General features: G+C 70.3%; 12 protein-coding genes and 2 tRNA genes. 7 read left to right on the forward strand and 7 right to left on the reverse strand.

What is annotated here, in order from left to right:
- Window positions 1-52 precede the first annotated feature (52 nt).
- Window positions 53-316, forward strand: coding sequence for a hypothetical protein (locus ACFVS8_RS04240; protein ID WP_387057927.1), 264 nt, complete (start codon window positions 53-55; stop codon window positions 314-316).
- 19 nt (window positions 317-335) lie between these two features.
- Window positions 336-1496, forward strand: a complete 1161-nt coding sequence (locus tag ACFVS8_RS04245) for an AI-2E family transporter (protein WP_387057930.1) — start codon at window positions 336-338, stop codon at window positions 1494-1496.
- Between the two features lie 77 nt (window positions 1497-1573).
- Here the strand turns inward: ACFVS8_RS04245 and ACFVS8_RS04250 are convergent, their stop codons facing one another.
- On the reverse strand, window positions 1574-2473 hold the full coding sequence (locus ACFVS8_RS04250) for a LysR family transcriptional regulator (protein WP_387057933.1): 900 nt from the start codon (window positions 2471-2473) through the stop codon (window positions 1574-1576).
- A gap of 149 nt (window positions 2474-2622) precedes the next feature.
- Between ACFVS8_RS04250 and ACFVS8_RS04255 the strand changes: the two genes are divergently transcribed.
- The gene (locus ACFVS8_RS04255; protein ID WP_387057936.1) at window positions 2623-3996 is read left to right on the forward strand and encodes an MFS transporter; all 1374 of its coding nucleotides are present in this window, start codon (window positions 2623-2625) and stop codon (window positions 3994-3996) included.
- Between the two features lie 44 nt (window positions 3997-4040).
- Here ACFVS8_RS04255 and ACFVS8_RS04260 read toward each other — a convergent pair whose 3' ends face one another.
- Window positions 4041-5579, reverse strand: coding sequence for an MFS transporter (locus ACFVS8_RS04260; RefSeq protein ID WP_387057939.1), 1539 nt, complete (start codon window positions 5577-5579; stop codon window positions 4041-4043).
- 184 nt (window positions 5580-5763) lie between these two features.
- On the opposite strand from ACFVS8_RS04260, the gene ACFVS8_RS04265 reads away from it, so the two are divergent.
- A complete protein-coding gene (locus ACFVS8_RS04265; protein WP_387057942.1) occupies window positions 5764-6495 on the forward strand; it encodes an alpha/beta fold hydrolase in 732 nt (243 codons plus the stop codon).
- Window positions 6496-6604: 109 nt separating this feature from the next.
- Here ACFVS8_RS04265 and ACFVS8_RS04270 read toward each other — a convergent pair.
- From ACFVS8_RS04270 to ACFVS8_RS04285, 4 genes are all read right to left on the reverse strand, one after another.
- Window positions 6605-6678 (reverse strand) — tRNA-Met (locus ACFVS8_RS04270).
- A gap of 87 nt (window positions 6679-6765) precedes the next feature.
- Window positions 6766-7212, reverse strand: coding sequence for a hypothetical protein (locus ACFVS8_RS04275; RefSeq protein WP_387057945.1), 447 nt, complete (start codon window positions 7210-7212; stop codon window positions 6766-6768).
- 161 nt (window positions 7213-7373) lie between these two features.
- Window positions 7374-8477 (reverse strand): sensor histidine kinase, encoded by a 1104-nt coding sequence (locus ACFVS8_RS04280; protein ID WP_387057948.1) that lies wholly within the window; start codon window positions 8475-8477, stop codon window positions 7374-7376.
- On the reverse strand, window positions 8470-9159 hold the full coding sequence (locus ACFVS8_RS04285) for a response regulator transcription factor (RefSeq protein WP_387057951.1): 690 nt from the start codon (window positions 9157-9159) through the stop codon (window positions 8470-8472). The genes ACFVS8_RS04280 and ACFVS8_RS04285 overlap by 8 nt, the downstream gene beginning before the upstream one ends.
- A gap of 86 nt (window positions 9160-9245) precedes the next feature.
- Here ACFVS8_RS04285 and ACFVS8_RS04290 point away from each other — a divergent pair, with 86 nt between their 5' ends.
- Both ACFVS8_RS04290 and ACFVS8_RS04295 read left to right on the forward strand, forming a co-directional pair.
- A complete protein-coding gene (locus ACFVS8_RS04290) occupies window positions 9246-9887 on the forward strand; it encodes a M15 family metallopeptidase (protein WP_387057954.1) in 642 nt (213 codons plus the stop codon).
- Window positions 9884-10477, forward strand: coding sequence for a VanZ family protein (locus ACFVS8_RS04295; protein WP_387057957.1), 594 nt, complete (start codon window positions 9884-9886; stop codon window positions 10475-10477). Before ACFVS8_RS04290 ends, ACFVS8_RS04295 begins: the two co-directional genes overlap by 4 nt.
- A gap of 150 nt (window positions 10478-10627) precedes the next feature.
- Here ACFVS8_RS04295 and ACFVS8_RS04300 read toward each other — a convergent pair.
- Window positions 10628-10701: transfer RNA gene (locus ACFVS8_RS04300), tRNA-Met, on the reverse strand.
- 246 nt (window positions 10702-10947) lie between these two features.
- Between ACFVS8_RS04300 and ACFVS8_RS04305 the strand changes: the two genes are divergently transcribed.
- A complete protein-coding gene (locus ACFVS8_RS04305; protein WP_387057960.1) occupies window positions 10948-12351 on the forward strand; it encodes a glycoside hydrolase family 18 protein in 1404 nt (467 codons plus the stop codon).
- Window positions 12352-12355: the final 4 nt, after the last annotated feature.

Genomic DNA, 12355 nt, shown 5'->3' on the forward strand with positions numbered 1-12355 from the left:
CGCGCCTCGACCCGCTACATTCGAACACACGTTCGAATGAGGGAGTCGCGACATGACGATCATGCTGGAGGCAGCGTCCATCTGGGAGCACGACGGCGTGCCCGTCAGGCTCGTGTTCCGCGGCGAGCGCTGGCGCCCCGTCGACACGCCGATCCCGCTCACGGGCGAGCCCGACACGACGCCGGCCGCGCTGACCCACCCGCCCGAGCGGCTCCTCGGCTGGCGCATCCGGGCCTGCTCGGAGTCCGACGAGCGCGTGACGGTCGACATCGTGCGCGTCGACGGAGGCTGGGCCGTCGAGCACCTGTGGTCGTGAAGGCCGGTAACGTCGACGCATGGCACTCTTCGGTCCCCGTGAGCCCCGCGTCATCCGCCTGCAGAACACGTCGGTCGGGCTGAGGGCCGATCGAGCGCCGTGGAGCCTCTGGGCCGACGGCTTCGGCAGGCTCGCGATCAGGTCGGTCCAGGCGATCGTCGTGATCGCGATCGCGGCGGGCATCATCTTCGTGATCCAGTCGCTGACGCTCGTGACGATCCCGCTCGTGCTGGCGCTCATCTTCGCGAGCGCGTTCGCACCCGCCATGCGGTGGATGCGCGGCCGCGGCGTGCCCTCGGTGGTGGCGACGCTGATCACGCTGCTCGTGACCGTGAGCCTGCTCGGCCTGCTCGGCTGGCTCATCGTGTGGGCCGTGCGCGACCAGTGGGACGAGCTGGCCGCACAGGCGCAGGACGGCTTCCAGAAGGCGGCGGCCTGGGCGCAGGACCTGCCGTTCTTCCCAACACCCGACCAGCTCGACGACTGGATCGCCCAGATCACCGACTTCCTCACGAGCGCGCAGTTCGGCTCGGGTGCGATCGCCGGGGTCGGTGCGGTCGCGAGCTTCATCACGGGGTTCGTGCTGCTCGTGACGATCCTCTTCTTCTTCCTGAAGGACGGACCCCAGATGTGGGAGTTCGTGCTGCGGCCGTTCCGCGGCGAGAACTACGAGCGGGCGCGGCGCGTGGGTGACAAGACCGTGTCGGTGCTCGGCTCGTACGTGCGAGGCACAGCTGCGGTCGCGCTCGTCGACGCGATCGGCATCCTCATCGGACTGCTCATCCTGCAGGTGCCGCTCGCGATCCCGCTCTCGGTGCTCGTGTTCGTGCTCGCGTTCATCCCGATCGTCGGCGCGACGCTCGCAGGCATCCTCGCCGCACTCGTCGCGCTCGTGTCGAACGGGCTCGTCAACGCGCTGTTCGTCGTCGGCGTGGTGGTGCTCGTCAACCAGCTCGAGGGCAACTTCCTGCAGCCCGTGCTCATGGGCCGGTCGATGAAGCTGCACGCGTTCGTCATCCTCGTCGCGTTGACCGTGGGCACCGCGCTCGGCGGTGTGCTCGGCGCGATCCTGGCGGTGCCGATCACCGCGGTGGCGTGGGGCGTGGTGCAGGTCTGGGACGGCGAGGGCCTTCCGGCGCGGTGGGCGCGTGCGAAACCCGCGCCCGATTCGCTGCGCTGAGTCGCCGGAGACTCGGCGCAGCGAAGTCGCCAGCGACCGATCTCCGGGGCGACGACCGCGCGCTCGGCGCGATCGGCTCAGCCCAGTCCGAGCAGCTCCCGCTCGTAGGCCGCCGTGCGGTCGCGCAGGGCATCGGCGACTGCGGCCACGGCCGCGAGGCGCAGCGAGTCGGGCCGGAGCACCATCCAGTAGGGCAGGTGCTCGGCGAAGTGCTCGGGCAGGAGCCGAACGAGGTCGGGGTGCTGATCGGCCATGAAGCACGGCAGGAACCCGATGCCGGCCCCGGCCCTGGTCGCCTCGACGTGCACGAACACGTTCGTCGAGGAGAGCGAGTCGCGCATGGTCGGAACGAGTCGACGCGGGGCGTCGAGATCGTCGACGAGCAGCATCGAGTCGACGAAGTAGACCAGCGGATGCCGCGTCAACTGCTCGACGGTCTCGGGCTCTCCGTGCTCGGCGAGGTAGCGGCGCGAGGCGTACATGCCGAGCACGTACTCCCCGAGCCGGAAGGCGCTCGCGCGGTGCACCTGCGGTTCGCCGACCACGACCTCGATGTCGAGGCCCGATCGGTGCTGCCTGGCCCGCCTCGTCACCGTCTCGATCTCGACCGTGATGCCGGGATGCCTCCGCCGCAGTGCGGCGACGGCGGGCGAGGCGATGTAGGCGCTGAAGCCGTCGGTCGCCGACATGCGCACCATGCCGGAGAGCTGCTGCCGCTCGGGTTCGTCGTCGGCGGAGGCGAGCCGACCGAGCGCCTGCTCGACCTCCTCGGCCGCGTGCATCGCGCGGCGGCCGAGTTCGGTGAGCTCCCATCCGCCGACGGATCGGGCGAGCACGTGGCCGTCGAGCGACTGCTCGAGGCTCGCGATGCGCCGCGAGACCGTGGTGTGGTTCAGGCCGAGGCTCTCGGCGGCCGTCGTGAAGCGGCCCGTGCGCGCGACGGCGAGCAGCACGAGCAGGTCGTCCGGGTTCGCCATATCTGCAATTATGCACAGCACCGTCGCGATGTTGGTCGTTGATGCACCGCCACGATCGGGCGACACTCGTTGAGCCCGCCGCACGGCGGCCACGCATCGCGCATCGTGCGCGATCGGGTCAATGACGACACCGAAGGAGACCGACGCCGATGAGCGTTCAACAGCACGAGACCGGGGCGCCGGCCCCCACGGCGGAATCGGGCACCCCGATCTCAGGACTCAAGAAGATCGTCGCGGCGTCGATGGTCGGCACGGTCGTCGAGTGGTACGAGTTCTTCCTCTACGCGACGGCGGCCTCGCTCGTGTTCGGCACGTTCTTCTTCCCTGCTGCCGGCACGCAGCTCGACGGCATCATCGCGGCGTTCCTCACGTACGCGGTCGGCTTCGTGGCCCGCCCCCTCGGCGGCATCGTCTTCGGCCAGATCGGCGACCGCCTCGGTCGCAAGCACACCCTGCAGGCGACGATCATCCTCGTCGGCGTCGCCACCTTCCTGATGGGCTGCCTGCCCGGCTTCAACACCATCGGCTACTGGGCGCCTGCCCTGCTCGTCGCGCTGCGCTTCATCCAGGGCTTCGCCGTCGGCGGCGAATGGGGCGGCGCGGTGCTGCTCGTCGCCGAGCACAGCCCGAGCCGCAGTCGCGGCTTCTGGGCGAGCTGGCCGCAGTCGGCCGTGCCCGTGGGAAACCTGCTCGCCACGCTCGTGCTCTTCACGATGTCGTGGGTGCTGCCGAGCGAGCAGTTCCTGAGCTGGGGCTGGCGCGTCGCGTTCTGGCTCTCGGCCGTGATCGTGGTCATCGGCTACTACATCCGCACGCACGTCACCGACGCGCCGATCTTCCTGGAGGCCAAGGCCGAGCAGGAGCAGGCGAAGGCCGCGAGCTTCGGCGTCGGAGCCGTCATCCGTCGCTACCCGAAGCAGCTGCTGCAGGCCATGGGCCTGCGGTTCGCCGAGAACATCCTGTACTACATCATCGTCAGCTTCTCGATCGTGTACCTCTCGACCGTCGTCGGGTACCAGACGAGCGAACTGCTGTTCGCCCTCATGATCGCGCACGTCGTGCACTTCCTGGTGATCCCGCAGGTCGGTCGCCTCTCCGACCGGGTCGGGCGCAAGCCGGTCTACCTCACGGGCGCCGTGCTCGGCGCGATCTGGGCGCCGTTCGCGTTCCCGCTCTTCGACACCGCGAGCCCCGTGCTCATCGTGCTCGCGATCACGGTCGGCCTGTGCTTCCACGCCTTCATGTACGCGAGCCAGCCCGCCGTCATGAGCGAGATGTTCCCGACCCGCATGCGCTACTCCGGCGTCTCGCTCGGCTACCAGGTGACCTCGATCGTCGCCGGCTCGCTCGCCCCGATCATCGCGGTCGCGCTGCTGCAGAGCTCCGGCTCGTGGATCCCCGTGGCCGTCTACGTGGCCGTCGCCTGCGCCGTGACCGCGGTCACCGTGCTGACGCTGCGCGAGACCAAGGGCGTCACGCTGCAGTCCGTCGACGCGGCCGATGCGGAGCGCTACCCCGCGTGACGCGCGCCTGACCCCGGCCCGCCCGCGGCGTCACGAAACCGGTCTCAGCCGGTCGGCGCCGCGGGCTCCGTCGTGCCGCTCACCACCGCCTCGGGCGGGGTCAGCGTGTGCGACGTCGAGGCCGCCGCCGCGGCGTACTCGAACTCGCTCGGCTTGCGGGTGACGCTGCGCGCCACGAGCAGGGCGAGGGCGATGCCGAGCACGCACCAGATGCCCATCGAGATCGACGACCACGAGAACGCGTCGGCGAGCGCGACGCTCTCCGAGGCGCCGTCGGCGACGCGTGTCGCCGACACCGAACCGTAGACGGAGGCCACGATCGCGGTCATGACCGCCGCACCGACGTACCTGGCCATGTTCGACACGCCCGATGCCGCACCCACCTCGCGCGGCTCGACGCACGACGTCGAGAGCGACGAGCACGGGCCGTTCTGCAGGCTCATCCCGGCGGCCACGCCGATGAGCGGCAGCACGAACAGCGCGTAGGTCCACGTCTCCTGCACGAACGCGAGCGCGGCGAACGAGACCGCCATGATGACGAAGCCCGTGGCGATGGTGGTGCGAGCCCCGATGCGGCTCACGATCGGCGTGATGAGCGGCGCGAGCACCACGGCAGCGGCCGCGACCGGGAGGGTCGCGAGCCCGGCCTGGAACGCGTTCATGTCGAGGCTGGCCGGGTCTTGGAAGTACAGGCTGACGACGTACATGATGCCGTTCACGGTTCCGGAGCCGAGCAGGATCGACAGCGTCGCGCCGACGAGAACCTTGTTCTTCAGCAGGGCCAGGTCGAGCAGCGGGGCCTTGACCCGGCGTTCGACGAGCACGAACCCGACGGTCGCCAGGATCGTGACGGCGAAGCATCCGAGCGTCCGCACCGAGACCCAGCCCCACGCGCTGCCGTTCGTCAGGGCGAAGATGAGCGGGGCGAGGATCGCGGCGATCAGCACCGTGCCGGCGATGTCGATCGACCGCGGCCTCGTCGGGTCGCTCGACTCGGCGACCGCTCCCAGCGTGATGGGGATGCACACCGCGGCGATGGCCGCGTCGATCCAGAACAGCCCCTGCCAGCCGAGCGTCGAGGCGAGCAGGCCGCCCACGAGCGGCCCGGCCGCCGCCCCCACCGCGGATGCCGCTCCCCAGAGGGTGACGGCCCGCAGTTGGGCCTTGCCCGTGCTCGAGGCCGACAGCAGGCTCATGCCGCACGCGAGGATCGTCGCCCCCGCCGCGCCCTGGATGCAGCGTCCGGCGATGACGCCGAGCCCCTCCTGCGACAGCGCGATGAGCACGCACGAGGCGATGAAGAGGAACAGGCCGCCGAGGAAGATCTTGCGGCGGCCGAACACGTCGCCGAGCGAGCCCGACGTCACGATCACGGCGGCGCCCACCAGCGAGTAGCCGGTCACGGCCCACTGCAGCGTGTCGGTCGGCGTGCCCGTGTCGGCCGAGATCGCCGGGATCAGGATCGACACGGCCGAGGTGTTCGCGTTCACCACCAGCGCCGAGACGGATGTCGCGATGAGCGCACCCTGCGCGCCCCGTTGCGCCGCGGTGTGCCCCGGCGCCGATGTCGAAGTGTCCCCCATGTGGAATTCCTATCACTGTGCGGGAGCGCGAGGCCAGAGGCGGCGCTGGCCGATCGTCGCACGGCCGCGAACCGATGGGGCGGGGCTCCGTCGCACGTCATGCTGGCGCAGCGCGGGCACTCAGGCGTAAGGTGCCCCCGGAACGAGCAACGAACGAGCGTGAACGACCATTTGGGGGAATGCCATGACGGATGCCGCGACGAAGCCGACGATCGTGCTGGTGCACGGGGCGTGGGCCGACGGATCGAGCTGGGACGCGGTGACGCGGACCCTGCAGAGCCAGGGGTTCGAGGTGCTCGTGCCGCCGAACCTGCTGCGCGGGCTCTCGGATGACAGCGCCTACGTGGCGTCGTTCCTCGCGCAGCGCACGAGCGGACCGGTCGTGCTGGTGGGCCACTCGTACGGCGGAGCGGTGATCACCAACGCCGGCACCGCGGGCGACGTGCGCGCGCTCGTCTACGTCAACGCGTTCATGCCCGACGAGGGCGAGACCGTCGTGCAACTCCTCGACGCGTCGACGTCGGCGCTGGGCGTCGCGGATCCGACGACCATCTTCGATATCGCCGGCTACCCCGGCGCGCCGGAGGGCGCGGCAGAGGTGTTCCTGAAGCCCGAGGTCGTGCACGCCTCGTTCGCCCAGGATCTCGACGAGGCCACGCGCTGGACGATCGCCGCGAGCCAGCGGCCCGCCTCGCTCGTCGCCAACGTGACGCCCTCGGGTCCGCCCGCCTGGAGGTCGATCCCGAGCTGGGCGGTCATCGGCACCGATGACCTGGTGATCCCGGTCGACGTGCTCCGGCGCATGGCCGAGCGGGCCGGCTCGACGGTCTCGGAGGTCGGCGCCTCGCACGTCTCGATGGTGTCGCACCCCGAGACGACGGTCGACGCGATCCTCGCAGCCGTCGCCACGGTCTGAGCGCGACGCGAACCGAACGCGCCCGAAGCGAACCAGCGGCGTATCGACACCCGCACGGAAACGAACGAGGCCGTGATCAGGTCTTCCTGATCACGGCCTCGTCTTCCGGTTGCGGGGACAGGATTTGAACCTGCGACCTCTGGGTTATGAGCCCAGCGAGCTACCGAACTGCTCCACCCCGCGCCAGCGGCCCTGGATCAGGGCCGCACGCTGTCGCGTTGCATCCAGTATACGGGTTGCGGGAGCAGCCTCCGACCACATGGCCCGGAGTCAGGCCACCGCGCGCGCGACGAGCTCCCGCAGGCGGGCCTCGATCTCGGGGCCTGCCGCGAGCACCGCGAACGACGTCGGCCAGAAGTCGCCGTCGTCGAGACGCGCCGTCTCGTCGAACGTGACCGTTCCGTACCTGGTGTCGAACCGCGAGGCCGGCTGGTAGAAGACGACGACCTTGCCGTCCGCGGCGTACGCCGGGAAGCCGTAGAACGTCTTCGGAGCGAGCTGGGGCGCGACCTCGGTGACGACGCGGTTGAGCAGCACGGCGACCTCCTTGTCGATGCCGTCGAGCCCGTCGATCGCGGCGACGCACGCCTCGAGCTCCTTCGCGAGCTTCGCGGCACCCTTCAGGCCCTTCGTCTGGCGGATCTCCTCGGCGCGCTGCTGCATCGCCGCGCGCTCCTCATCGCTGAATCCGGACTTGGTGTCTCGTGCCTCGCTCATGATCTCCTCCTGTCGTGCGGGGCATCCGCCCCATCTGCATCCAACGTAGGGGTGAGACCGGGTCGAGCGCTTCTCGATTCCTGACCGCTCTGCCACGACCGTGCTCGAGATCTGGCACGCCGCCTCGCCGTCTCGCCGAATCCACCTCCGGTGCGCAGGCCTCAGCCGCCGCGGCCGTCCATGCGGCCCTGGGCAGGAGGCAGGAGCACCTCGACGCGGAGCCCGCCGCCCGCTCTCGGTTCCAACACCAGCGTGCCGTCGTGGGCGCGAACGATGCTCTGCACGATCGCCAGCCCGAGGCCGACGCCCGCGTCATCGCCGCGGATGCGCTCCGATCCGCGCCGGAACGGCTCGGTGAGCGTCGAGAGCAGCCCCGGTGCGATCTCGGGTCCGGTGTTCTCGACCGCGAGCACGGCCGCATCCGCTCGGTGCTCGGTCACGACCCGCACCTGCCCGCCCGTCGACAGGTTGTGCACGATGGCGTTGTGCACGAGGTTGGTCGTGAGCTGCAGCAGGAGCGGCGGCGACCCGAGCGTCTGCGCGAACTCGCCCTGGGCCTCGAGTGCGATGCCGCGCTGCTCCGCGAGCGGAACCAGCGTCTCGACGGCTTCCTCCGCGAGCAGCGACAGATCGACGCGCTCGACCTCGAACGACCGCTGATCGGCCCGACTGAGCAGCAGGAGGGCCTCGGTGAGCTCGATCGCGCGCGCATTGACGGCCTGGAGCCGCGCGAGCAGGGCGTCGACGTCGCGCTCGGGGTCGGTGCGGGCGACCTCGAGCATGGCCTGCGTGGTCGCCAGCGGCGTGCGCAGTTCGTGCGACGCGTTCGCGGCGAACCGCCGCTGCTCGTCGACCTGCGCCTCGAGGCGCCCGAGCATCGCGTCGAAGCTGTCGGCGAGCTCGCGGAACTCGTCGAGGCGACCGGGCAGCTCGATCCGATGCGAGAGCGAGCCGACGGCCGCCTTCCGCGTGGCCCGCGTGATGCGCGACAGCGGTGCGACCATCCGACCCGCGAGGATCCAGCCCCCGAGCAGCCCGAACACCAGCAGGAACAGGATGACCCAGGTCGCCGCGGGAGCGAAGGCGCGCACCAGGTCGTCGCGGCCCGGCACGAATCCGCCGATCGTGGCGATGGCCTCCGCCGGCACGTATCGCAGGAGGAACACCCAGACCACGCCGAGCAGCAGCACGACCGCGACGAGCAGGAATCCCGTGTAGCTGAGCGCCAGCTTCATGCGGACGCTGAGCCCGGGGGCCCTACGCACGCGAGCCGCCCGCGGCATCCGGACCCGCATCGATGCGGTAGCCGACACCCGGTACCGTCGCGATCAGCCAGGGTTCGCCGAGCCGCTTGCGCAGCGCGGAGACGGTGATGCGCACGGCGTTCGTGAACGGGTCGGCGTTCTCGTCCCACGCTCGCTCGAGCAGTTCCTCGGCGCTGATCACGCCGCCGTCGGCTGCGACGAGCACCTCGAGCACGGCGAACTGCTTGCGCGTGAGCGCGACGAAACGGCCGTCGCGGTACACCTCCCGGCGGAACGGATCGACGCGCAGGCCGCCGACCTCGAGCACCGGCGGCCTCGCCTGAACGCGTCGGCGCGCGAGCGCGCGGAGTCGCATGACGAGCTCGCGCAGTTCGAACGGCTTCGTCAAGTAGTCGTCTGCGCCGAGTTCGAATCCCGAGGCCTTGTCGTCGAGCCGATCGGCCGCCGTGAGCATGAGCACCGGCAGGCCGCTGCCGGAGGCGACGATGCGCGCCGCGACCTCGTCGCCCGACGGCCCGGGGATGTCGCGGTCGAGCACCGCGATGTCGTAGGCGTTGAGGTCGAGCAGCTCGAGCGCGACGTCGCCGTCACCTGCGATGTCGGCCGCGATCGCTTCGAGGCGCAGCCCATCGCGGATCGCCTCCGCCAGGAAGGGTTCGTCCTCGACGATCAGCACGCGCACTCCCCCATGCTACGAACCGCGGCATATCGCCAGCGTATCGAAATCTGCAGACGCCCTCGCAACACGCGCCCGCGTTGGCTGGGCGCATGCGCAGAGAACCACCACGAACGACCCGCCGCGCCGCAGCATCCGTGCTGCTCGCGGTCGGCGCACTCGCCGCCGCCATGATCGTCGCCGTCCTCGTCGGGCGCCTCGCGGCGACATCCTCCTCGTCGGCCTCGATGGTCGACTCGGCGGGCCCCGCGGGTCCCGCAGATCCGGCCCCGGCCGAGCACGCCCTCGGCGACGACGGCGGCGTCGCCGACGGAACGACGGTCTTCGACGAGGTCGGAGCGGTCACGAACCTCGACCCCGACCTGCTCGACGCGATCCGGCGCGCCGCGACGGATGCGGCCGCCGAGGGGATCGTGTTCGAGGTCAACGATGGGTGGCGCTCACCCGAGTACCAGGAGCGGTTGCTGCGGGAGGCCGTCGCCCAGTACGGCTCCGAGGCCGAGGCGGCACGCTGGGTCGCCACACCCGAGACGTCGCCGCACGTACGCGGCGAGGCCGTCGACATCGGCGAATGGGATGCCGCGGCCTGGCTCGACGAGCACGGCGCCGCCTATGGCGTGTGCCGCATCTACGACAACGAGCCGTGGCATTTCGAGCTGCGCGCCGAAGCCGTCGACAGCGGATGCCCCGACCTCTACTTCGATCCGACCTACGACCCGCGGATGCAGGGATGACCCGCGCCGAGCCCGCCGGAACGCCGGCGGATGCGGTTTCGAGCACCCGCGCTGCACTGTCGCTGCTGTTCGCGATCTACCTGTTCCTGCTCGTCTGGCTCGTGCTCTGGAAGCTCCAACCACCGTCGGTCGGCGGCGTGGAGCGCATCGTCAAGCTGGTGCCGTTCGTCTCCACGGCGACGGCCGGCGCGAGCGCCGTCTGGGAGGTCTGCGGCAACCTGCTGGTCTTCATCCCGTTCGGCGCGTACCTCGGCCTGCTCGCCCCCCGGCTGCCGTGGTGGAAGGCACTCGCCGTCGTCGCCGCGACGAGCGCGCTCCTCGAGACGGCGCAGTTCGTGCTCGCCATCGGCCGTTCCGACCTCACCGACGTCATCATGAACAGCGCCGGCGGGCTCGTGGGCCTGGTGCTCGTCGCCCTGCTCGGCCGAACCGTCGGCACGGCGACGGGCGGCATCATGACCGTCGCGTGCGCGATCGGCACCGCCGTCGCACTCGTCGCCGTCGCGGGCTTCGCAGCGGGGCCGCTCACTCGGGCCCCGGGCGACGGGCCGCCGGTCGGCTCGTCGCAGTCGGCACCGGCGGCGCCCTGATCCTCGGGTCGGACACGCCTGAACCGCGAGCGGAGCGCGGAGGGCCCGTGCAGTTCGATGCCCTCCACGGCGCGGGCCTCGAATGCGAGAAGGCCGGGATCGAATGACTTCGATCCCGGCCTTCTCGTGCGATATTCGATACCGCTTCGGTTGCGGGGGCAGGATTTGAACCTACGACCTCTGGGTTATGAGCCCAGCGAGCTACCGAGCTGCTCCACCCCGCGGCACAAGAGATAAACCTAGCACGGGTTCCGGGGCCTCACAAATCGAGCGCGCTCTCCGATCGGGCCGGTTGCAGCATGTGCACGCACCTGTGCATTCCCTATGGATGCCCGACATGCCGATGCGGATTCCGTTGCGGTTCCCGCAGTTCTTGTTAGGACTCCTTCCAAACCCGTGCCCTCGTTGATAGCGTCGCCGCAATCGCACGGCGCAGTGCCGTGCGGATACCCCGATCGATGAGGATTCACATGCCGAAGCGTCACCTGATCAGAACCGCGGCCGTCGCCGCAGCCGCAGCCGCGCTCGTCGCGGCATCCGCCGTCTCCCCCGCGCTCGCGCACGGTGGCGGTGACCGGGACGACCGTGGCAACCACGGCCATCACGGCGACCATCGGAAGCACCCGAAGTCGGCCGGCCCCGAGGACATCAACGGCTACCGCGCGGTCGGGTACGTCATGGCCGACAGCCCGATCACGCGCGACTACCAGATCGAGGACCTGCTCACGACGGGCGCGATCAAGGACATCACGCACATCAACTACGCGTTCGGCAACGTCACGTCGAACCTCACCTGCGAGATCACGAACACGCCCGGCGAGGGCGATGCGCAGAACGACTACCTGCGTCTCGTCTCGTCGGCCGACTCGGTCGACGGCAAGCCGGACTCGAAGCACCAGAAGCTCGCGGGCAACTTCAACCAGCTCGCCAAGCTCAAGAAGAAGAGCCCCGACACCAAGATCCTCATCTCGCTCGGCGGGTGGACCTGGTCCGACAACTTCTACGCCGCCGCCGCGACCCCCGAGAGCCGCGCCAAGCTCGTCTCGAGCTGCATCGACGTGTACCTCAAGGGCAACCTGCCGGTCGTCGGCAAGCAGGGCGGCAAGGGCGTCGCCGCCGGCATCTTCGACGGCATCGACATCGACTGGGAGTGGCCCGTCACCGGCGGCGAGGTGCCGAGCACGAGCCCCGACCCCTCGGTCGACAAGGAGAACTTCCTCGCCCTCATGGAGGAGTTCCGCACGCAGCTCGACGCGTACGGCAAGAAGACCCGCGAGGACTACCTGCTCACCGCGTTCGCACCCGCCGGCGGATGGAACGCCGGTCAGGGCGGATGGCTCGACCCGCGCCTGTTCGCGACGGTGGACTTCCTCAACGTGCAGGGCTACGACTTCCACGGCGGCTGGGTGCCGGACAAGACCGGACACCAGGGCAACCTGCACCCCGACGGCACCGAGAACTGGGGCCTGGGCCTCGACGGCGCGGTCGGCATGTACCTCGCCGCGGGCGCCGCGCCCGAGCAGCTGAACGCCGGGCTCGCGGCGTACGGCCAGGGATGGACCGGCGTCACCGTCGGAGACGACGCCTGGCAGCCGGCCACGGCATCGATCGGCACCAAGCCCTACTACGACCTCCGCAAGGTCGGCACCGGCTACTTCGACCCGACGGTCGGCGCCTCGTGGCGCTACGACGCGACGACGGGCGACTGGTGGAGCCTCGACGACCCGAAGTCCGTCACGGCCAAGGCCGAATGGCTCGCGCAGGCCGGCTACGGCGGCGCGATGTGGTGGGATCTCTCGGGCGACTACCGCAACGAGCTCGGCGACTCGCTCGGCGACGCCCTGCGCGCCGGCCCCGAGGGCCCGCTCGACTGACGCA

This window comes from Agromyces sp. NPDC058110 (assembly GCF_042884735.1).
Classification (GTDB): domain Bacteria; phylum Actinomycetota; class Actinomycetes; order Actinomycetales; family Microbacteriaceae; genus Agromyces.